This is a genomic window from Pseudomonas sp. HLG18, assembly GCF_051903985.1.
In the GTDB taxonomy this organism is placed as follows: Bacteria; Pseudomonadota; Gammaproteobacteria; order Pseudomonadales; family Pseudomonadaceae; genus Aquipseudomonas; species Aquipseudomonas fluorescens_BT.
The window spans coordinates 4,131,604-4,151,987 of record NZ_CP195831.1; the positions used below are offsets into that span (position 1 = coordinate 4,131,604).

General features: G+C 60.9%; 17 protein-coding genes, 1 rRNA gene and 1 pseudogene. 8 read left to right on the forward strand and 11 right to left on the reverse strand.

All coding sequences use genetic code 11. The features are described from left to right. Window positions 1-13: 13 nt before the first annotated feature. From ACSPX5_RS18970 to ACSPX5_RS18985, 4 genes and pseudogenes are all read right to left on the reverse strand, one after another. Window positions 14-613, reverse strand: a complete 600-nt coding sequence (locus tag ACSPX5_RS18970) for a flavin reductase family protein (protein WP_169431917.1) — start codon at window positions 611-613, stop codon at window positions 14-16. 87 nt (window positions 614-700) lie between these two features. Then, window positions 701-1,132: a methyl-accepting chemotaxis protein gene (locus ACSPX5_RS18975; protein WP_423815214.1), complete on the reverse strand. Its 432-nt coding sequence runs from the start codon at window positions 1,130-1,132 to the stop codon at window positions 701-703. Between the two features lie 156 nt (window positions 1,133-1,288). Further along, window positions 1,289-2,017 (reverse strand): annotated as a pseudogene (locus tag ACSPX5_RS18980) (PAS domain-containing protein); the annotation flags it as partial. Window positions 2,018-2,134: 117 nt separating this feature from the next. Beyond that, complete coding sequence (locus ACSPX5_RS18985) at window positions 2,135-3,448, reverse strand: MFS transporter (protein WP_439820080.1); 1,314 nt, start codon at window positions 3,446-3,448, stop codon at window positions 2,135-2,137. A 199-nt stretch (window positions 3,449-3,647) separates the two neighbouring features. Between ACSPX5_RS18985 and ACSPX5_RS18990 the strand changes: the two genes are divergently transcribed. The 4 genes from ACSPX5_RS18990 to ACSPX5_RS19005 all read left to right on the forward strand — a co-directional run bounded on the left by ACSPX5_RS18990 (window position 3,648) and on the right by ACSPX5_RS19005 (window position 8,917). Beyond that, window positions 3,648-5,066 carry a short-chain fatty acid transporter gene (locus tag ACSPX5_RS18990; protein WP_439820081.1) on the forward strand — a complete coding sequence of 473 codons (1,419 nt, stop codon included), beginning with the start codon at window positions 3,648-3,650 and terminating at the stop codon, window positions 5,064-5,066. Window positions 5,067-5,222: 156 nt separating this feature from the next. Next, window positions 5,223-6,923, forward strand: a complete 1,701-nt coding sequence (gene acpA, locus ACSPX5_RS18995; protein WP_169431921.1) for an acid phosphatase — start codon at window positions 5,223-5,225, stop codon at window positions 6,921-6,923. Window positions 6,924-7,042: 119 nt separating this feature from the next. Further along, a complete protein-coding gene (locus ACSPX5_RS19000; RefSeq protein ID WP_169431922.1) occupies window positions 7,043-8,215 on the forward strand; it encodes a hypothetical protein in 1,173 nt (390 codons plus the stop codon). 177 nt (window positions 8,216-8,392) lie between these two features. After that, a complete protein-coding gene (locus ACSPX5_RS19005; RefSeq protein WP_169431923.1) occupies window positions 8,393-8,917 on the forward strand; it encodes an SET domain-containing protein-lysine N-methyltransferase in 525 nt (174 codons plus the stop codon). Window positions 8,918-8,925: 8 nt separating this feature from the next. Here the strand turns inward: ACSPX5_RS19005 and can are convergent, their stop codons facing one another. Continuing rightward, window positions 8,926-9,570: a carbonate dehydratase gene (gene can, locus ACSPX5_RS19010; RefSeq protein WP_007951756.1), complete on the reverse strand. Its 645-nt coding sequence runs from the start codon at window positions 9,568-9,570 to the stop codon at window positions 8,926-8,928. A gap of 142 nt (window positions 9,571-9,712) precedes the next feature. Here can and ACSPX5_RS19015 point away from each other — a divergent pair, with 142 nt between their 5' ends. Continuing rightward, complete coding sequence (locus ACSPX5_RS19015) at window positions 9,713-10,117, forward strand: serine kinase/phosphatase (RefSeq protein ID WP_439820082.1); 405 nt, start codon at window positions 9,713-9,715, stop codon at window positions 10,115-10,117. A 47-nt stretch (window positions 10,118-10,164) separates the two neighbouring features. Here the strand turns inward: ACSPX5_RS19015 and rimI are convergent, their stop codons facing one another. Together rimI and ACSPX5_RS19025 are read right to left on the reverse strand one after the other, a co-directional pair. After that, window positions 10,165-10,617 carry a ribosomal protein S18-alanine N-acetyltransferase gene (gene rimI / locus ACSPX5_RS19020; RefSeq protein ID WP_085709267.1) on the reverse strand — a complete coding sequence of 151 codons (453 nt, stop codon included), beginning with the start codon at window positions 10,615-10,617 and terminating at the stop codon, window positions 10,165-10,167. Next, the gene (locus tag ACSPX5_RS19025; RefSeq protein ID WP_439822046.1) at window positions 10,610-11,362 is read right to left on the reverse strand and encodes an energy transducer TonB; all 753 of its coding nucleotides are present in this window, start codon (window positions 11,360-11,362) and stop codon (window positions 10,610-10,612) included. The genes rimI and ACSPX5_RS19025 overlap by 8 nt, the downstream gene beginning before the upstream one ends. Window positions 11,363-11,594: 232 nt before the next feature. On the opposite strand from ACSPX5_RS19025, the gene mksB reads away from it, so the two are divergent. From mksB to mksF, 3 genes are read left to right on the forward strand one after another with little or no spacing between them, the layout of a single operon-like run. After that, on the forward strand, window positions 11,595-12,875 hold the full coding sequence (mksB, locus tag ACSPX5_RS19030) for an Mks condensin complex protein MksB (RefSeq protein ID WP_162803512.1): 1,281 nt from the start codon (window positions 11,595-11,597) through the stop codon (window positions 12,873-12,875). Next, window positions 12,865-13,566, forward strand: a complete 702-nt coding sequence (mksE, locus tag ACSPX5_RS19035; protein WP_169431926.1) for an Mks condensin complex protein MksE — start codon at window positions 12,865-12,867, stop codon at window positions 13,564-13,566. The genes mksB and mksE overlap by 11 nt, the downstream gene beginning before the upstream one ends. Then, a complete protein-coding gene (gene mksF, locus ACSPX5_RS19040) occupies window positions 13,563-16,403 on the forward strand; it encodes an Mks condensin complex protein MksF (protein WP_323162208.1) in 2,841 nt (946 codons plus the stop codon). The genes mksE and mksF overlap by 4 nt, the downstream gene beginning before the upstream one ends. A gap of 145 nt (window positions 16,404-16,548) precedes the next feature. On the opposite strand, the gene ACSPX5_RS19045 is transcribed toward mksF, so the two are convergent. The 4 genes from ACSPX5_RS19045 to rrf all read right to left on the reverse strand — a co-directional run bounded on the left by ACSPX5_RS19045 (window position 16,549) and on the right by rrf (window position 20,379). Next, entirely contained in the window at window positions 16,549-18,852 is a 2,304-nt protein-coding gene (locus ACSPX5_RS19045; protein WP_169431928.1) for a PqiB family protein, read from the reverse strand. After that, the gene (locus ACSPX5_RS19050) at window positions 18,845-19,468 is read right to left on the reverse strand and encodes a paraquat-inducible protein A (protein ID WP_169431929.1); all 624 of its coding nucleotides are present in this window, start codon (window positions 19,466-19,468) and stop codon (window positions 18,845-18,847) included. Before ACSPX5_RS19050 ends, ACSPX5_RS19045 begins: the two co-directional genes overlap by 8 nt. Continuing rightward, the gene (locus tag ACSPX5_RS19055; protein ID WP_169431930.1) at window positions 19,455-20,114 is read right to left on the reverse strand and encodes a paraquat-inducible protein A; all 660 of its coding nucleotides are present in this window, start codon (window positions 20,112-20,114) and stop codon (window positions 19,455-19,457) included. The genes ACSPX5_RS19050 and ACSPX5_RS19055 overlap by 14 nt, the downstream gene beginning before the upstream one ends. 149 nt (window positions 20,115-20,263) lie before the next feature. After that, window positions 20,264-20,379 (reverse strand): 5S ribosomal RNA (gene rrf, locus ACSPX5_RS19060). Window positions 20,380-20,384: the final 5 nt, after the last annotated feature.

Below are 20,384 nucleotides of genomic sequence, written 5' to 3' on the forward strand. Positions count from 1 at the left end.
CACCAAGCGGCGTTCAAACCTCGAGCGTCTTGCCATCCACCGGATCGCCAATCTTCAAAAAATGCCCGCCGGCCACATGGTGCAACGTGCGCAGGCCGTCATGCCCATCGAAGTGCCAGCGTCCATCGCTGAACACCCGCGAGTCAGCCTGCGCCGCGATCACCTCGCCCAGAAACAGATCGTACTGTTCATGATTGCGCGGCTCCGGCAGCAACCGGCATTCGAGCCAGGCGACACAACCGTCAAGCATTGGCGCATCAATCTGTTCAGCTGCGAAGGTCTGCAAGCCGTAAGCCTGGAATTTGTCCTGGCCTTGATCGCGATTGATTTCCAGGCCCGAAGTCGAACCGACGGTCTGCACGATGTCGGCCTGATTCACGCACGGCACGTTAAGAACGAAGGTGCCCGAGGCCTCGAGCAGTTGTCGGGTCCAGGTAGATTTGTCGAGGACCACCGCCACTTTCGGCGGTTCGAAATCCAGCGGCATGGCCCAGGCAGCGGCCATGATGTTGCGCCGCCCGTCATGGGCGGCGCTGACCAGCACGGTCGGCCCGTGATTGAGCAAACGGTAGGCTTTGTTCAGGGGAACCGGGCGACGAAAGAACTCGCTCATGGGATCTGCTCCGGGAAAAAGAGCCGATTGTAACGGGATAAAAACAACGAAGGGATGGCCGTAGACCACCCCTTCGCCCGTACGGCATCAGCTGGATAGCTGGTTGGCGAACTGACCGACCGCGTTCACTACCTTCTGCGCGCCGTCCTGAATCTCGACAATCACCGTACCGGCCTCTGCCGCCAGCGCCAGCCCTTGTTCGGCCTGCTGCTTGCCGTCGGTCATCAGGGCCACGGCGTTGCGTGCCATGTCCTGGTTCTGGCGCACCACGCCGACGATTTCCTCGGTCGCCTGGCTGGTGCGCGAAGCCAGTTGCCGCACTTCGTCGGCTACCACGGCAAAGCCCCGGCCCTGCTCACCCGCGCGAGCGGCTTCGATGGCGGCGTTGAGCGCCAGCAGGTTGGTCTGTTCGGCAATGCCGCTGATGGTCTTGACGATGGTGCCGATTACCTGGGATTGCTCGTTCAGCGCCTCGATGCCTTCGCCGGCGGTTTGCATGTGACTGGACAGATCGCGCATCACGTTGACCGCCTCGGTGACCACACGGGTGCCACGCTGGGCGGTGCTGTCAGTCTGCAAGGAGGTGCTGTAGGCGATGTTGGCAGCCTCGGCGACGGCCCGTTCCTGATTGACTTGATCGGTGATCACCGTGGCGAACTTCACCACTTTGTAGAGTTTTTCGTTGGCGTCGAGCACCGGGTTGTAGGACGCCTCCAGCCAGACCTCGCGACCATGACTGTCGATCCGCTTGAAGCGTCCGGCCACGAACTCGCCGTTGTTCAGTCGACGCCAGAAATTCTGGTACTCGGCACTGTTGGACTCGCCCGAGTCACAGAACATGCGGTGATGTTTGCCCTTGATCTGCGCCAGGCTATAACCCATGCCCTGAAGAAACCGGTCGTTGGCGCTCAACACGTTACCGTTGAGGTCGAATTCGATCACGGCAGTCGAACGCACCAACGCGCCGATCAGATTTTCGTGTTCGCGAGAGGCTTCGATGGTGCGGGTCAGGTCGCTGGAGAAAATCGAGAAATGCTTGATCCGGCCATCCGAAGAGCGAACCGGCTGCACGATAGAGCGCAACCAGGCTTCGTCGCCATTGCCACGTAAAAGGCGTACAGCGCCGGCGAAATGCTCGCCACGGGTCAGTGCAGCCTTGAAGCGGTGATGAAACTCGTCTGACTTCACATGAGCCGGCACGATGTCTTCGATGGCGCGGCCGATCAGGTCGTGGCTCTTGTAGAGCATTTCGTCGAGGAAATTCTGGTTGACCGACTGAATCCGTCCGTCGGGCTCAAGGGTGAGCACCAGCATCTCGCTTTCCAGGCTCTCCTTCACTTGCAGAAGGCTGGAGAGTTCTTCACGAAGAGCCGCCAGCTCTTGCTTCAGGCGTTTGTTGAACATGGGAAAGCACCGATGGACTGGATGGATAGCGGGTATGCAGCCTAGCCATCGGCCTTGGAAATCTTTTCTGAAGAGCGCGCGAGGCTTGTCCTACAAAAATAGTTAAGCCTCGACAACTCAGGCGGTGCCGGCCACCGGACACGGCTCCGCCCGCGGCATCCGCGAACCGAAATACGCCGTACTGACGACGCCCACCGCGCCCATCACCGCGCAGAAAATCACGCAGATCCACGGGCTCCAGGGCATCAGGCCGATCAGCAGCAGAGGCGTGACACTGGCCCAGGCGGCGTAGGCAATGTTGTAGGTAAAGGAGATCCCGGAGACGCGGATCCGCGCCGGGAACAGGCTGACCATCACCGACGGCACCGCACCGACCACGCCACAGCACAACCCGGCGATGGCGTAGGCCAGACCGACCCAATCGCCGCCGCTGATCAGGCAGGTGTAAAGCAGGCCGATCCCCAGTGGCAGCAACAGGCTGTAGAGCATGACCGTGCGCCAGGCGCCGATGCGATCGACCAGCCGACCGGCAATCACGCAGCCGATGTTCAGAAACACAATGCCCAGCGCGCTCAACGCAAAAGTATGGCCGGCGGTCATGCCGAAGGTTTTCTGCATCATGGTCGGGGTAATGACCACGAACACCACCACCGCCGAAGTCAGCACGCAGGTCAGCAGCATGGCCGGCAGCATGGCCAGACGATGCTCACGCAGCACGGTGCGCAGCGGCAGTTCGACCCGTACCTCGCGCTGCGCTTCCATGGCCATGAACACCGGGGTTTCGCTCAGCCATCGGCGCAGGTACACGCCGATCACGCCGAACACTCCGCCGAGCAGGAACGGATAACGCCAGGCGTAATCCAGCACTTCGGCCGGGGTGAACACTTGTGCCAGGAAGGTCGCAGTCAGCGCGCCGATCAGATAACCGAAGGTCAGCCCGGCCTGCAGAAAGCCCAAGGCATAACCGCGATGCCCGGCCGGCGCGTGCTCGGCCACGAACACCCAGGCGCTCGGCACTTCACCGCCCACTGCCGCGCCTTGCAGGATGCGCAACGCCAACAGCAACAGCGGTGCGAAATAGCCGATCTGGGCGTAGGTCGGCATGATCCCGATCAGCAGGCACGGCAGCGCCATCATCAGGATGCTCAGGCTGAAGACTTTCTTGCGCCCCAGCCGGTCGGCGAAATGCGCCATCAGTATTCCGCCCAGCGGGCGCGCCAGATAGCCGGTGACGAAGATTCCGAAACTTTGCAGCAGGCGCAGCCACTCGGGCATTTCCGGCGGGAAGAACAGCTGGCTGAGGGTCAGGGCGAAGAACACGAAAATGATGAAATCGTAGATCTCCAGCGCCCCGCCCAGGGCCGCAAGGCCGAGGGTCTTGTAGTCGGAACGGCTGAACGGCGCCGGTCGGGCTGTGGGTTGGGCAGTCATGGCAAAGAACTCTGGCAGGCAAAAAACCAAGGCGCCCATGGTCTACGCAAACGGGCCGCCGGACAACCCGTTAGACCATAGTCTGATTCAGTGAAACACGGTCACAAAAATCCGCCGGTTGATTTACTGTTGGCACCTGTCCAGACGGGCCGGCCAAGCCCCGAAGACCACAATAAACATAAAAATCCGAGGTACTCCCGTGGCCGTTGATATCGAAGATAGCCGCTCTGCGCGCTTTGCCTTGCGCTGTTCAAGTTTTGCCGAACGCTGGTTTCCCGACTCCTGGGTCTTCGCCGCGCTGGCGGTGATCATCGTCGCGCTGGCGACCCTGGCCATGGGCGCCAAACCCACCGATGCCGCCATGGCGTTCGGCGACGGATTCTGGAGCCTGATCCCGTTCACCATGCAGATGGCCTTCGTGGTGATTGGCGGTTATGTGGTGGCCAGCTCGCCACCCGCCGTAAAGCTGATCGATCGTCTGGCGCGGATCCCGAAAAACGGACGCTCGGCCGTGGCCTGGGTTGCGCTGATCTCGATGGTCGCGTCCCTACTGAACTGGGGTCTATCGCTGGTGTTCGGCGGCCTGCTGGTACGCGCCCTCGCCCGCCGTACCGACCTGAAAATGGACTACCGCGCCGCCGGCGCCGCCGCCTATCTTGGCCTCGGCGCCGTGTGGGCTTTGGGCCTGTCGTCATCTGCCGCGCAGTTGCAGGCCAACCCCGCCAGCCTGCCACCGTCGATCCTGTCGATTACCGGGGTGATTCCATTCACTCAGACGATTTTCCTCTGGCAGTCGGGAGTGATGCTGCTGGCGCTTGTGGTGATCTCGATCATCATCGCCTACGCCACCGCGCCCGGCCCGAACTCGGCGCGCGATGCCAGGGCCTGCGGGATCGACCCGGCCTTCAACCTGCCGCCGCTGCAACCGCGCACCCGCCCCGGCGAATGGCTGGAGCACAGTCCGTTGCTGATTATTGTGCTGGTGCTGCTGGCAGCCGGATGGCTGTTCCACGAGTTCTCGACCAAACCTGCGATCACCGCGATTTCCGGGCTCAACACCTATAACTTTCTGTTCATCATGCTCGGCGCATTGCTGCACTGGCGCCCGCGCAGCTTCCTTGATGCTGTGGCGCGGGCGGTGCCGACCACCACCGGCGTGCTGATCCAGTTCCCGCTGTACGGCTCGATTGCCGCGCTGATGACCACCGTCAAAGGCACCGATGCCCAGACTCTGGCCCACCACATCTCGACTTTCTTCGTCAGCATCGCGTCCCACGACACCTATGCGTTGTTGATGGGTGTGTACTCGGCGATTCTCGGCTTCTTCATTCCGTCCGGGGGCGGCAAGTGGATCATCGAGGCGCCGTACGTGATGCAGGTGGCCACCGACCTGAAATACCACCTGGGCTGGGCCGTGCAGATTTACAACGCCGCCGAAGCCCTGCCTAACCTGATCAACCCGTTCTACATGCTGCCGCTGCTGGGCGTACTGGGATTGAAGGCGCGGGATCTGATCGGCTTCTCCTTCGTGCAACTGTTGGTGCACACGCCGCTGGTGCTGCTGTTGCTGTGGGCGCTGGGGACGACGCTGGCGTATACGCCGCCGGTGATGCCATGACGCGGAATCATCTTCAGGCGTAATTCTTATGAGGGAGCTAGCGTATTGGCTCCCTCATTTGTTTCTGCGCCTTGGAAATGTCACCCAACCGTCACATTCCCTTGCTAGCGTCCGCCCGAAACATACTGAAACAATTAGGCATAAACGGACTTCTACATGAACGACGACACCGACGGCAAAGATCTCTCCTCGCCAGAATCCGACAATCCCACCGATACCAGCCGCCGCCGTTTTCTCGGCGGTGTCGCCGTGCTGGGTGTGGGCGCCACGCTGGCCGGGTGCGGGAAAGCCGATGATCAGCCGGGCAAGCCCGATGAGCGTCCGCTGACGCCCGCCGAGCTGGACAAGGCCCTGAGCGATCAGGTGAAGACCGTCGTGGTGATCTACGCCGAGAACCGCAGCTTCAATAACCTGTTCGGTGACTTCCCCGGTGTCGAGAAGCCGCTGTCTTCACTCAAGCCCGAGCAATACCAGCAGCGCGACCGCGATGGCAGCCTGCTGCAGACCCTGCCGCCGGTCTGGGGCGGTGTATTGCAGATCGGCCCGCAAACCCTCGATGGCGTGACCTATCCCAACGCCGTGCAGTTTCAGGAAAACCTGCCCAATGCACCTTTCGCTCTGAAAGGCCCGAATGCCGAAGACCTGCCCCTGGGTCTGGTGACTCGGGATCTGTGGCACGTGTTCTATCAGAACCAGATGCAGATCAACGGCGGCAAGAATGACGGCTTCGTTGCCTGGGCCGACTCCGGCGGCCTCACCATGGGCCACTATGCCCAGAGTCGCTATTCCCTGCGCCTGTGGGATGTGGCTCAGGAGTTCGTGCTGTGCGACAACTTCTTCCAGGGCGCCTTCGGCGGCTCGTTCCTCAACCACCAATACCTGATCAGCGCCACCGCGCCGTTCTACCCGAATGTCGCCAGTTCGGTCGCCAAAAGCCAGATCGCCGCGCTGCAAAGCGATGACCCGGCCGACCCGCGACTCAAGCCCCTGGAGCAATCCCCGGCCAGCGCCATGACCGGCCCACCACAGTTCGGCCCGAGCGCGCTGACCCCGGACGGTTACGGGGTCAATACCCTCGCCCCGCCGTACTGGCCGACCTGGATTCGCGACCCGGAGCGCCCGGCGTATTCCAAGGCCGATCTGCCGAACGTCATGGTGCCGCAGACCCACGAGCACATTGGCGACAAGCTGTCGAAGAAGAACATCGACTGGGCGTGGTACGCCGGCGCCTGGCAGGCGACGCTGGATCAATACAAGGATTCCGGCGGCATCCCGAAAATCCCCAACTTCCAGTATCACCACCAGCCGTTCAACTACTTCCAGCAGCAAGGCCCGGAGCATCCCGAAGAACGCAGCAAGCGCCTGCGCGACGCCGGTCTGGGCGATGAGTCGAGCACCAACAAATTCTTCGCCGATGCCGAGGCGGGCAAGTTACCGGCCGTGAGTTTCTACAAGCCTCAGGGCAACCTGAACATGCACGCCGGCTACGCCGATGTGGCCTCCGGTGATCGACACATCGTCCGCGCGTTGAAAGTGCTGCGGGAAAGTCCGCAGTGGAAAAACATGGTGGTGATCGTGACCGTCGATGAGAACGGCGGCTGGTGGGACCACGTCGCGCCGCCCAAGGGCGATCGCTGGGGGCCGGGGTCACGGGTGCCGACGCTGGTGGTGTCACCATTCGCCCGCAAGGGTACGGTGGATCACACGGTCTATGACACCGGGTCGATCCTGCGCCTGATCACCCGTGTCTTCCAGCTGGAGACGCTGGCGGGTATCAAGCAGCGCGACGATGCGATGACCGGCCGTGGCCAGAAACCCATGGGTGACTTGACCAATACCCTGCATTTCAAGGCCTGAGGACAGATCCTGCGGTACAGCTCAAAAAACTGTCACTGACGGCTTCTCGCCATCACTCGGCTGATCCAATATGTGGCGCACCCGAGCAACGGGGAACCCACGCTGAAAAGGATCTGAGCATGTTCAAACTAGCAGGACTCACCCTCGCTGCGCTCACACTGAGCGCAGCCGCCCACGCCGATGTCGACCTGAAACTGGGCAGCACCGAGCGCGTCACCCGCCTCTTCGCCTATCCCAACAATTGCAGCGTGATCTGCTTTCGCAACTGGACGCTTGAGCAGACTGTCGCTCACTACCTGAGCCAAAGCGTGCAACGCGATGGCTATACCGGTGCCAAGGTGCTGGTGAAGAATGACAACGGACAGATCTATGCCGAGATCAGCGGCGTGCCCAAAGGCTACGACAAGCCGTTGACCGCGCTGCTGGATGCCGGCGACCTGGCCTACACCGGCGCCAGCAAGCTCAACGCCGATGGCAAGTGGGCTTACAGCTGGTACCTGTTCCTGCCATTGGGCATGGCCCTGGAAAACCGTAAAAGCGTCGAGCTGCTGCACTTCCCGCCGGATTACTCGCTGACCCAGGCCCAGGACTACCTGCGCTCCAACACCACAGACCGCTGGGCTGCGCTGCTGACCGACAACGGTATCCCGGCCGACCAGACGCCCGGCTACCAGACCATCGTCGACATCGCGCCGATCGCCGCACCTGCCAGCGCCGGCAAGGACCTTGAAGGCGTCTATGACTACTTCAAGGATTACCAGACCACCATGGTCAAACAGGTCAGCGTCAGCGCCAGCGGTGCTGCCCTGCCGATGGTGGCCTTCGGTGCACCGGTGCGTAACTGGATCAAACAGCAATATGGACCGACCGTGAACGTGCTGGGCCTGGCAACCATCACTCCGAGCACCGGGGTGAACGTGCCGGTACTGGGTTCCAACCACCCGAGCTACATCTGGTACGCCGCCGACCCCAAGAGCTACACCGGCGACGACGCCGAGGCCAAGGCTGACGCCGCGGGGCTGAAAGTGATGGGACAGGACTTGAGCGCCGCCTGCTGGCAGGCCGGCATGGGCAGCAAGCCGGGCACCGACCCGAAAACCCTGCTGAACAGCTGCACCCAGACGTGGCAAGTAACGCAGAAGGTCAAGACTTGCGAGTTGTTCTACACCTCGATCCGCAACCTGACCGCTGAACAAGCCGCTGCCAAGTGCGCCACCACGCCGATCAAGGCTCAGTTGAAACAACTCCAGAGCCCGATGCCTGAGACCGCGGTGCCTGCTCCGCACATTTGACGCGGAACGCTATTTCCCCGTGTCAGCCTTGGCTGACACGGGGAAACGTCTATCACGCCTGTCAGATATGACAGTAGATCTGCTATCCCATATGCGCGAATATTGGATCCCATGTGTTGCAGGGTTGGAAGGAGTCTGGCCCGTTGAAGTAGCAGCACCTGTCTGACAGGGAACGTTATGAATACGCACGTACTTCACCAGCACTCATCCCGCAATACCGAGGGGATCTACCCTTTCATCGGGCTTCCCGTGCGCCTCGGATTCCCTTCCCGGGCCGACTTCGAAGTGCTTCACGACGCCCAGGCAAGGCCTTGCGCAATCGTCGCGCGCCGGGAATTCCTGCGCATCACCCGCATGTGCAGGGTGTCGGGCCAGTTGCTGCCCTACCGCTGCCGTCAGACCCGGCAATTGCAGACCGGTATTCACATCTACGATCGACTGTTCTGCGGACTGATCGAACACTCCTGCGACCCGAACGTGTTCATCGACATGAGCGAATTATGGTTGTGGGCCCTGCGTGACATTCAGCCGGGCGAGCGACTGACCATGGATCTCACTGCCACCGAAGACAAACTGCTCAAGCAGTTCGCCTGCGGTTGCAGATCTGCACATTGTCGCGGCTGGATCACCGGTTACGACGAACCACCCAGCCTTGAAGGCCAGCGCTACTTAAAGAACTGGCTGCGACAAGGCATACGCTGAATTGCAGGTTATGGCGCGCCAACCGGCCGCAGGCGATATTGCGGTGGCAGTTGCTCGAAACCGCTGATGGTGGTGTTCAGACTTTTCCAGCGCCCATCCTTGATGCCGTAGATGCAACCGTGGATCGACAGGCTCTGACCGCGATGCCAGGCGTTCTGGATGATGCTGGTGTGGGCGACGTTGGCCACTTGCTGGATCACGTTGAGCTCGCACAGGCGATCGACCTGTTCTTCTTCGGTCGGCAGTTTGGCCAGTTCTTCGCGCTTTTCGTAATACAGATCGCGAATCGACCGCAGCCAGCCATCGATCAGGCCGAACTGGCGGTCCTGCATCGACGCCCGCACACCGCCGCACCCGTAGTGGCCGGTCACCAGGATGTGTTTGACCTTGAGCACGTCCACTGCATACTGAATCACCGACAGGCAGTTGAGATCGGTGTGCAGTACCACGTTGGCGACGTTGCGGTGAACGAACAGATCCCCCGGCAACATGCCGACGATTTCGTTGGCCGGAACCCGCGCATCGGAGCAGCCGATCCACAGGTATTCAGGCGTCTGCTGGCGAGCCAGTTTGGCGAAGAAATCCGGGTCTTCCTTGGTGATCGCGTCAGCCCAACGCTCGTTGTTATCAATCAGGTCTTGTAAGTCATGCATGCTGTAAGGCCTCAAGAAAGATGCGCTGCTTTGACAGACGACCGCCTGTCGAGGTCACGAAAGGATCGCAAGTGATTTCGTTGGAATTTCTCGCGTGCCCGATGAGTCCACCTCAGTAAGGCCCACACTATGAGGATTTGCCATGACTGATACACGACGCTCCTTCGACGCGGTGCAACCAGAGCCCATCGATGATAACGAAGACCGCATGGGATCGGTGCATGAGCTGAATTTTGACGACGAACACCCCGGCGCGAAGATCGGCGATGAACTGCCGGATCGTGAGCGCGAACAACGGATGCCCCGGGAACGGGGGCGTGAAGCCGGCATGACCGGTGCTTCAATGCCTGACCACGAGCCGACCGACGATGACCTTAGCCCGGAAACCCTGATCCATGAGGACGGCGCCCGTGATGCCGATGAACTGGGTTCAGGCAAACAGGCAGATTGGGACTTGAGCATTGTCGATGAGGACGACATTGGTGGTGGCAACGGTCTGGATGAAGCGGAATTGGCGCGACGCGATCCGATGGATGGCAAACGCTGAAGTGCTCGTTAGAAGCTGCCTCAGGTTGAGGCAGCTTCGACTGGCGATCAGTCAACCAAAGTACAGGCCATGACCACGGCGTCCTCACGCCCACCCACCGCCGGGTAGTAATCGCGACGACGGCCGATTTCATTGAAACCGTAGCGCTCATACAGGCGGAAAGCCGCCGTGTTGCTGTCGCGCACCTCCAGGAAACATTCCCGGGCATCTGCCGCATAGGCACGGGACATCAGGTATTCGAGCAGTGTCAGCCCCAGACCGCGTCCCTGGTTCTCCGGTTTTACCGTGATGTTGAGCAGGTGAGCTTCATCCAGAATGATCTGCACCACGCCGTGACCGACCTGCTGCTCGCCTTCGAACATCAGCCAGATCTGATATTTGCCCAGCCCGTCGAGAAATATCCCGCGGGTCCAGGGGTGGCTGTAAGCCGCGAATTCAATTTTCAGCACAGCGTCCAGATCGGCTTCGACCATCGGACGGAAAGTTACAGCATCACTCATTCGATTCTTTCCAGCGCGCCATCAGCCGACGCATGGCTTGCCACACGGCGGCTTTGCGCTGTGGCTCTTCCATCAACAATTCCAGTCCCGGCACGGCCCAGGCCAGGCCAAGACCTTCGATCTGCAATTCACTGTTGAACGCTTCGGCGTCCTTCTCACCGGCGAAGCGCACCGCTGGCAGACCGATCAGCCACAGGCAGGCGCACGGCGATGCCTCCATTTGCACCGAAAGAAAACCCTGGACGAAATCCCGGGCCGCATCCGGGCCCTGATCCATGGTGCCGCGCACCAGGAGTGGCCAACGCACCGGATCGCCGACGATCTGCGGCGCATCCGGCAAACCGGCGGCACGCAGCATGTCCTTGAGCAGCAGATAGGCAGGATCCCGGCTCTGGAACGATTCGCCTGTGGGTAACTCCACCAGCAACAGGCAACGACCGGCGCGCAGCAATTGCAGGGCGAAACGCGGTGGTGGCACCGGCGCGGGCCGCGCAACCACCGGCGCTTCTTCGACTTCTTCCACCGGTTTGGCGGCAGGGCGGCCGCTGGCGGGCGTCGGTCGCGGGACCTCGATCTTCGGCCGTTCGACCACGCGTGCGGCCGGCTGCGCAGGCGCGCCAGCCTCGGGGGCCGGCGCTACGGGCAGCAGAACCTCGGGCTCCGGCGCCAGAGGCTCAAGCAGCTCGGGCCGCGACGGTGCGGCGAAGGGCAATTCGGTGCGCGGCAGCCAGTTGACCACCTGCATGGCGTTCAAATAGGCGCGGCGGCGGGACTCGATTAGCAAGGGTCGGCCACTTGTGGATAACTGAAGTGCGCTGATTCTACCGCCCTTCGCTCAAGATCGCTTGCGGTTGATCGATAGTCTTGAACGCTACTCTTCACCTCAGAAAAAGCGACAGCCCGTCCCGAGAGTGAATCGCATCGTCCGTGATGCAGTACAATCGCGGCTTTTAATCGCCAACCAGCCGGCCATTCCGATGATCGAACCCAAGCGCGTCTTGCGCGCCCTCGCTGAACACTGGGCACTTCTGGAGCCACTGTGCGAGCACTTCGACCAGGGCACCCTGAGCCTCAACGAACTGCGCACGCAACTGGCCGCCCAACAACTGGAAAGCACGCCGCAGGACATCACCAGCCTGCTCGATGTGTGGATTCGCCTCGACATTCTGGTGCCCGTGGCGAAAAGCCCGAACCGCTTCGAGCTCAACGCACAGATCCACGACTTCCTTGCCTACCTGCGCCGGGAGCACCGACTGGGCCTGTGCCTGGAAATCGAAGCCTACCTGCGTCACCTCGAGCGTCTGGCCGGTTATATCCAGGATGCGTTCGACATCCGCGACGGCAATGACCTGGCCCGTCAGCTGCGCCTGCTCGACATGCGCGTGCGCGACGTTCTGAAGAAACTCGACAACGACGAACAGGCGCTGGTGGCCGTGGCTGAACGGGCCAAGACCAGCGACCGGCAGATTCCCCTGCGTCAGCGTTACGCCGAAGTGCTGGCGACCTGGGACGAATACGTCGAGCCGATGATCGATCTGGTGAACGCCGACGGCGCTTTCGAGCAAGGCGTGCGCAAGGTCGAAACCGTGCTGCTGAAGATGCTCAGCGAACAGCAGCGCCTCGGCCATCTGGTCGATGACGACATGTTGCTGCGCACCCACGCGCGCATCCTCGAAATGCAGACCAGCGCCCAGCTGACCCTGCGTCACGCCCGGGAATTGCTGCTGCCATTGCGTGAAGAAGCGCGCCGGCACAACGCCGTGACCCGGGGCGCCGCACTGGCGCTGGCCGCGATCCGCCGCAAAGGCATCGACGCCGTACCGCAAGCCGCGATGCCGCTGTTCACCCGGCCGCAAAGCACCTTCCTCGGCAGCGCCAGTCAGGTTGAAGCCTACGTCTACGCCCTGGCCCGTTTCGAGCCGAAACCGGCGCGTTTTCCCAAGGCGCACAAATCGCAGAAGACCGGCGATGCCCCGCGTGCACCGCGCACCGTGCGCGAGATGGTCGACCGCTGCGAAGAATCCCTGCCGATGCCGGATCTGATGACCTGGCTGCTGGAGCAGGAGCCGGACGGCGCGACCGACGAATTGCTTTACTGGTTCTCGCGTCTGTCGCGGGAAAAACGCTTCAAGCGCGAGCGTCTGGAACGCCGCGAATACCACACTCACGAGCACCAGGTCAGCCTGCGCTCCTTCGCCCTGCTCTCGGCCCGCGACCCCGCCGCCGAGGATTCTGCGAGCACCCCACATGCATCTTGATCTCTCCGAACTGTCTCAACTGGCGCCGATCTTCCGCGAACTGTTCAAGGGCTACCACGTCAGCCGCCGCGATCCGGAGCTGTACGCACAGCTGTCGAACTTCCAGGACCAGTACCGCACGCTGTTCAAGGCACTGGGCTTCGAACTCGTCTGCGATACCCGTGGTTTTTACTACTTCGTGCCGGACATGGCCGCAGCGGCGGTGAACAAGACCGCTCAGCGCCTGGCGTTGTTCACCTTCATCCTCGTCGAGCATCTGGCCGATCAGGGTCGCGACCCGATCGCCGTGCTCGACGGCGGCAGCCTCGGCCGCGACGAGCTGCCTTCGCTGCTGGAAAAGTACCGCGACCTGTTCATCCAGGCCGAAGTGCAGACCGTTGATGAGCTGGAAGAGAAAATCATGCGCCGCATGACCCAGCTCGGTTTCGCCGGGGAAGAAAACGGCGTGTACCGCTTCCTGCCGCCGATGCACCGTTTCCTCGACGTCTGCCTGTCGGTTCAGCAGGACCGCGATCTGGCGGCCAGCGTGCACAGCGTTCTGCCACTGCCGGCACCGGTGCTGATCGACGAAGAGGCCGAGGCCAAACTCCTCGAGACCGACGATCCACTCGATCTTTCCGACTTTGAAGAAGAGAGCGAAGAAGACGCACTGGCCCGAGCCATTGCCGAAGAACAGGAGTCCGACGCATGAGCCAGGAACGCTACGGCATCCGCCGCTTTGCCCTTTTGAACACCGCCGGTTACAGCCTCGGTCTGTTCCCGCTGGAAGAACCGTTGTCGGTCTACGGCGCGAACAACCTCGGTAAATCCGCCTCGATCAACGCCTTGCAGTTCCCGATTCTGGCGCGTATGTCGGATATGAGTTTCGGCAAGTACAGCCTGGAACAATCCCGGCGCTTCTACTTTGCTTCGGACACCAGCTACATCCTGGTCGAAGTGAACCTGCCCCACGGCCCGCACGTGATCGGCGTGGTCGGTCGCGGCCCGGGCGGCGGTTTCGGTCACCAGTTCTTCGCCTACGCCGGCAAGCTCGATCTGGCCCACTACCAGAAAAACGACACCTGCCTGCGTCAGAAAGAGCTGTTCAGCAACCTTGAGAAAGAAGGCCTGAAAGCCTACGAACTCAAGCCGGATGAGTTGCGCCGCTTGCTGGTTGGCGGTCACACGTCGATCCCGCTGGACCTGACGCTGATCCCGCTGCGCTCCACCAGCGAACAGAGCCTGAAGACCTTCCGTGCGCTGTTCATCAACCTGCTGCACATGCGCGAAATCACCGCAGCCAAGCTCAAGCAGCTGTTCCTCGATGCCTTTGAACACAGCCTGCGTTCCGGCAGCGTCGATTACATTGCGGCGTGCGAAGAAGCCTTCCGCGATGTACGTCGCATGGAACAGGACTACAACTCGCTGGTGGCTGCCGGCCCGCTGGTCGAAGCCTTGGCCAACGGCGTGAAACAGCGCGATGTGCTGCGCGGCAAACTGCATCGCCTGTCGCCGCTGCTCGACTCGTTGCTCGGCACCTGGTCGGACTACGCCACGGCGCGCAAGGAAGAACTGACGATCCAGGCCGAACACTACCGTCGCGAGCAGGACGATCTGCAAAACGATCAGCGCGGTGGCACTCAGGAACTGATGCGTCTGGAGCGGGAAATCTCCGGCATCCAGCGCTGGCTCGGCGAGTTGTCGGTTCTGAAGAACCGCTTCGCGCTGGTCGATGACGTCAAAGTGCTGGAGCAGCAACTGCTGGCGGCCAAGGACGCTCACGACGAACTGGCCGGTGCGCTGGCGCAGTCCCGTCAGTTCAGCGCCGAGGATCTCGAAGAACGTCTTCGCGATCTGGAAAAACGCCTGAAGTCGGTGAAGCAGCAACTCGATCACGCCGACAACAACAGCTACGCCCGCCTGCGCGAAGAGTTCTCGCAACAGGACGTCGAACGCCTGATGCGTCTGTTCAACAGCGCGTTGTTCAGCCTGCCGCTGGGCGAACATGGCATCACGCTCGACGAAAACGGCGAGTGGGTGAAGTCCGTGGAGCTGATTCTCGACGGCTTCAAGGGCGAGCGTTTCGAAGTGCCGGGCCTGTCGATCGACATCTCGCACATCGAGCCTCCGGCTCTGCAAGCGCTGGCCGACCGTGCCGCGCTGCGCGATCAGAAAGAGCGTCTGGAAAAAGAGCTCAAGCAACTCAAGACTCAACAAGCCGTGGCCGCCGACCGCGCCGCGAGCAAGACTCAGACTGAAGCGCTGTACCAGCAGGTGCTGGATGCGCAGAAGGCTCTGGAAGACTTCCGCCGCACCCAGACCCTGAGCGCCGAAGAAGGCGACAAGCTGGAGCAACTGGCGCAGATGGAAGCCGCGCAGGACGAACTCAAGCGCTCCAGCGATGCGTTCACCGAGCGCGTCCAGCAACTGTCGGCCAAGCTGCAACTGGTCGGCCGGCAAATTGCTGACATGGAAGCCAAGCAACGCACTCTCGACGATGCCCTGCGTCGCCGCCAGTTGCTGCCGGCGGATTTGCCGTTCGGCACGCCGTTCATGGATCCGGTCGACGACTCGATGGACAACCTGCTGCCGCTGCTCAACGACTATCAGGACAGCTGGCAAGGCCTGTTGCGTGCCGATGGCCAGATCGAAGCGCTGTACGCGCAGGTACGCCTCAAGGGCGTGGCCAAGTTCGACAGCGAAGACGACATGGAGCGCCGTCTGTCGCTGTTGATCAACGCGTATGCACACCGTACCGACGAAGCCCTGACTCTGGGCAAGGCCCGTCGTGCAGCCGTGACCGATATCGCGCGGACCCTGCGCAACATCCGCAGCGACTACGACAGCCTCGAACACCAACTGGCGCTGTTCAACCGCGAGATCAACAAGCGTCAGGTGTCCAACCTGCAAAGCTTCCGTATCGTGCTCGCGCCGAACAAGGAAGCACTCAAGCACATTGACCAGATCATCCACAGCGCCGGTCAGTACGAAGAAGGCGAAACCCTGTCGGTGTTCGACCTGAGCCAGAGCGCCGAGCAGGACAACAAGAACGAAGAGGCCAAGGAATACCTGGCGCGGCTGGTGGCGGCGAACCACAACCAGCTCGGCCTCAAGGACTTGTTCGAACTGGCGTTCGAGATCACCAAGGTCAACGGTCAGCCGGTTATCCACACCGACATCGATGGCGCGGCGTCCAACGGCACCACCATGACCATCAAGGCGCTGACCAACATGTACTTGTTGCTGCACCTGATGGATCGCGATCTGGCCGGTCGCGTGCGCCTGCCGTACTACCTCGACGAGGCGGCGGACATCGACGAAAGGAACCAGGCCGCACTGCTGGAAACCAGCCTGCAACTGGGCTTCGTGCCGATTCTGGCGAGCGTGAAGCCGCAGGTCTGCGCCAGTGTCGCCATCGACCTGGAAGGCGGCAGCGGCCCGGCGGGCATCTACATCGACGAGGCGGACTGGAAGTACATCCGTCGCCACGATGTGGTGAAGGCCACCGTCAATGTCGAAGCGGACGAACCGGAGCTGGATGCGGTTTGACCGGCGTTAACTGACGGGCAGTAAAAAGGCCGCGATCTGTCTGGATCGCGGCCTTTTTTATGGCTTGGATTTTGTGCTCAATGACAGGGCCTCTTCGCGGGCAAGCCCGCGAAGGCGTCCTCCCAGACGCCACCTGTTTCACAGACTACTTGCCGAGGGGGATTTTCGGCGCCCAGGTCAGCCATTCGTCTTCGAACTTGTCGAACAGCGGGAAGGTCTGTTCGGCGCGTGCCGGATTCCCCATCTTCTCGCCGTCCGGTGTGGCGAAGGCGATACCGCCCTGAATCGCCGTTTCGAGAGACTCGGTCCGTACGGTCAGACCATTGAACAAGCCAATGTCGAAACCGACACCACTGGTGTTCCAGAAGCGACTGCCACTGCGAACCAGCGGCGCATACTTCGGCTCGATCAGGATGTGCACCAGAACGCGGTCGGCGGTCTGACCCAGTTCGTAACCAGTGACTTTCCCCACCGTGATTTCGCGGTAGGTTACCGGCACGCCTGGCTTCAAAGAACCACGGCGGGCAGCACTCAATACCAGGCTGAGGCCGGCCTCTTGCTTGCTCACTTCCGGCGGATTGGCCAGGGCCACAAAGTTTTTCTGCGGGCCGAGGTTTTTCGCAGCGGGTTGGACTTCGATGTACTGACCCGTTACCAGAGTTTCCAGATTCGAGGTCTTGATCAGCCCCAGTTCCGGCTTGACCACCCAGAACTGACTGCCGACCCGGGCAATCTTCTCCGGCACTTCAGTAATGCGTGCGGTGAGGATCACCGATTGCAGGTCATCGGTCAGATCGACACTTTCGATCTTGCCGACATCCAGTCCCTTGAAGCGAACCGGGGTGCCGCTGCGCAGACCGTCGGCGCGGTCCACTTTGATGGTCACCACCTCGCCCTTCTGATTGGCCTCGTCATGGTTGGCGAACAGGCGGAAGCGTGGAATCCGTTTCTGCAACGGCGCCTTGGCTTGCGGCGTCTCGAAGGCGATGCCGCCGGCCATCAGGGTCTGCAAGGATTCACTCTTGACCTGAATACCGCCGGTCAAACCGCCGGTCAGCGTGACGCCGCTGACGTTCCAGAAACGGGTCGAAGCGTTGACCAGGTTTTCGTATTCCTTCTCGATGTGGACGCCGATCACCAGTTGTTTGCGGGTCTTGGAGAACTGATAGCTCTGCACGGAACCGACCTTGACCTGCTTGTAGAGGATCGGGCTGCCGACATCGATCGAGCCGAGGGTGTCGGTAAACAGCACCAGGTGCAGGCCGGGTGCGCGCAGATCCAGCGGCGGCGCTTTTGGCCGGGCCTCGAATTCACGTTGCGGAGCGCCGCCCTTGTCACCCGGGCGTACGGCGATGTAGTTACCTTTTACCAGCGCTTCCAGACCGGTGATGCCGGCCAGAGAAATCGACGGTTTGACCACCCAGAACTGAGTGCCGGTGACCAGGTATTCCTCAGCCAGAGGATCGAGGGTCAATTCAGCCGTGGCGCTGGACAGATCCGGATCAATCTTCAGTGCTTTCAGGTTACCGACCTGAATGCCTTTGTACATCACCGGGGTACGCCCGGCCTGCAGACCTTCGAAATCGCTGAGTTTGACCTTCACGCGGATACCGGCGGCGGCCGCATCGAAGTCTTCGTACAGACGAAACGGCAGGCTTGGATCGGTGGGCGGACTGTCCTTGCGGTTCTCCGGCGTAGCGAACGCGATACCGCCGGCGACGATGCTGGCCAGGGACTCGCTGCGCACTTTCACCCCGGACAGGTTGGCGTCGATGCTGATGCCGCTGGCGTTCCAGAAACGCGTGTGTTTGCGCACCAGTTTTGCGTAAGTCGGCTCGATGAACACCTTGAGCTCGACGGTGCTCTGGTCTTCCGACAGCACGTAACTCTTGATCTGGCCGACTTTGATCTGCTTGTAGAACACCGGGCTGCCACGGTTCAACGAACCGAGGCGATCAGCCTTGATCGTCAGGTGCAGGCCGGGTTTGGAGTCCGACAGCGGCGGCTCTTCGGCCAAGGCCTTGAACTTGCGGGTCGGCTCGCCTTCGCCGGGACTGATGGCGACGTAGTTACCCGATACCAGGGTTTCCAGCCCGGTGATCCCGGCCAGGGTCACGCTCGGTTTGACCAGCCAGAAACGGGTGCTGGTCTTCAGGTACTGATCGACATCCTTGTTCATCTCGATGGTCGCGATGACACCTTTGGAGTTGCCTTCATCATCGAGTTTGAGGGCTTTCACCTTGCCGACCGGCATGCCTTTGTAGACCACTTCGGTCTTGTTGGCCTGAATGCCTTCACCGCTTTCAAAACGCACCTGAATCTCGATGCCGGTTTCGGTATAGGCACGCCAACCGAGCCATCCGCCGATAATCAGGGCGATGAGGGGCAGCACCCAGATGGCAGACCAGTTCGAAGCCGGTCGGGTTTTCGCTACAGGCAAATCAGTCATGGTCGGCGTCCGACTCCGTGTTATCCCAAATCAGTCGGGGATCGAAAGTGACAGCGGCAAGCATCGTCAGAATCACCACACTGGCGAAGGCGATGGCGCCAAGATTGGCTTCGACGCTGGCTAGCCGGCCGAAGTTGACGACTGCCACCAGAATGGCAATCACAAAAATATCGAGCATGGACCAGCGGCCGATGAACTCGATGAAGCGGTACATCCAGATCCGCTGGCGCGCGGAGAGTGGCTGACGGCGTTGAACCGAAAACAGCAGAAGCGCAATGCCTACCAGTTTGAAGGTCGGCACCAGGATGCTGGCGACAAACACCACAGCCGCGATCGGAATCATGCCGTGCTGCACCAACTGGATGACGCCGGACATGATGGTGCTCGGATCACCCTGGCCCAGCGAGCTGACCGTCATGATCGGCAGGACATTGGCCGGAATGTAGACGATCGCGGCCGTGATCAGCAGCGCCCAGGTTCTCGCGAGACTATTGGGCCGCCGGGCGTGAACCAATGCACCGCATCGGGTGCAGGTCTGCTGATCGCTGTCGGCATCCTGCTTGTTCAGTTCGTGGCATTCGGTACAGATCAGAATGCCCGCATCAATCGCCCGCATGGGCATCCTCTCCTGATAACGCCTGCCAGATCTGGTGCGGTGACATCACCACTTCGAGCCAGACCTGAACCAACAACAAGCCGATGAAACATGCCAGACCGAGACCGACGGTGATGGCGGCCATGTCCGCCAGTTTGACGATCGCCACCAGGACGCCCATGAGGTAGACCTCAAGCATGCCCCAGTCTTTGAGGTGGTGATAAATGCGGTAGAGCAACAGGCCGTAGCTACGACCGAAGTTAAAACGGATGGTCAGCAACACGATCAACTGACACAGCAGTTTCAGCAGCGGAATCGCCATGCTGCAAAGGAATACGACAACTGAAACACCACGCATATCGGTATTGAACAGACCGACAACGCCGCTCCAGACAGTGTCCTGCGACGATTGCCCGAGAACATTGAGCTGCATGATGGGTAAAAAGTTCGCCGGCACATAGAGCAACAGCGCGGCAATGACCAGGGCGAGACTGCGCTGCACCACATTATGACGGTGAGCGTACAGTTCGTAACCGCAACGTGGGCAGAGGGCTTTTTCGCCGTGAGCAAGCTTGGGCTTGCGCATCAGCAGATCGCACTCATGGCAGGCCACCAAGTCATCCAGCGGTAAATCTGACAGCCCTGGGGCGTCAACCGAATCCGACATAAGGGCTCTGGCTCCGAAAAAGTTGGGATCTATTCTAGTGTCCTGATTCGAAAATAACTGTGCAAATTTGTTCTCTGACGCGAGCAAAAACTTTCCCGCAGGCAAAACAAAACCCCAACTGCTTTCGCAATTGGGGTTTCGGAATTTAATCTTGACGATGACCTACTCTCACATGGGGAAACCCCACACTACCATCGGCGATGCATCGTTTCACTTCTGAGTTCGGGATGGGATCAGGTGGTTCCAACGCTCTATGGTCGTCAAGAAATT

Bases quoted from the DNA above. Each gene is read 5' to 3' on its own strand.
- ACSPX5_RS19015 (WP_439820082.1), top strand. From the start codon at position 9,713: ATGACTGATACACGACGCTCCTTCGACGCGGTGCAACCAGAGCCCATC.
- ACSPX5_RS19045 (WP_169431928.1), bottom strand. From the start codon at position 18,852: ATGACTGATTTGCCTGTAGCGAAAACCCGACCGGCTTCGAACTGGTCT.
- ACSPX5_RS18970 (WP_169431917.1), bottom strand. From the start codon at position 613: ATGAGCGAGTTCTTTCGTCGCCCGGTTCCCCTGAACAAAGCCTACCGT.
- acpA (WP_169431921.1), top strand. From the start codon at position 5,223: ATGAACGACGACACCGACGGCAAAGATCTCTCCTCGCCAGAATCCGAC.
- mksE (WP_169431926.1), top strand. From the start codon at position 12,865: ATGCATCTTGATCTCTCCGAACTGTCTCAACTGGCGCCGATCTTCCGC.
- mksB (WP_162803512.1), top strand. From the start codon at position 11,595: ATGATCGAACCCAAGCGCGTCTTGCGCGCCCTCGCTGAACACTGGGCA.
- ACSPX5_RS18985 (WP_439820080.1), bottom strand. From the start codon at position 3,448: ATGACTGCCCAACCCACAGCCCGACCGGCGCCGTTCAGCCGTTCCGAC.
- ACSPX5_RS18975 (WP_423815214.1), bottom strand. From the start codon at position 1,132: ATGCGCGATCTGTCCAGTCACATGCAAACCGCCGGCGAAGGCATCGAG.
- ACSPX5_RS19025 (WP_439822046.1), bottom strand. From the start codon at position 11,362: ATGCAGGTGGTCAACTGGCTGCCGCGCACCGAATTGCCCTTCGCCGCA.
- ACSPX5_RS19055 (WP_169431930.1), bottom strand. From the start codon at position 20,114: ATGTCGGATTCGGTTGACGCCCCAGGGCTGTCAGATTTACCGCTGGAT.
- mksF (WP_323162208.1), top strand. From the start codon at position 13,563: ATGAGCCAGGAACGCTACGGCATCCGCCGCTTTGCCCTTTTGAACACC.
- ACSPX5_RS19000 (WP_169431922.1), top strand. From the start codon at position 7,043: ATGTTCAAACTAGCAGGACTCACCCTCGCTGCGCTCACACTGAGCGCA.
- ACSPX5_RS19050 (WP_169431929.1), bottom strand. From the start codon at position 19,468: ATGCGGGCGATTGATGCGGGCATTCTGATCTGTACCGAATGCCACGAA.
- can (WP_007951756.1), bottom strand. From the start codon at position 9,570: ATGCATGACTTACAAGACCTGATTGATAACAACGAGCGTTGGGCTGAC.
- ACSPX5_RS19005 (WP_169431923.1), top strand. From the start codon at position 8,393: ATGAATACGCACGTACTTCACCAGCACTCATCCCGCAATACCGAGGGG.
- rimI (WP_085709267.1), bottom strand. From the start codon at position 10,617: ATGAGTGATGCTGTAACTTTCCGTCCGATGGTCGAAGCCGATCTGGAC.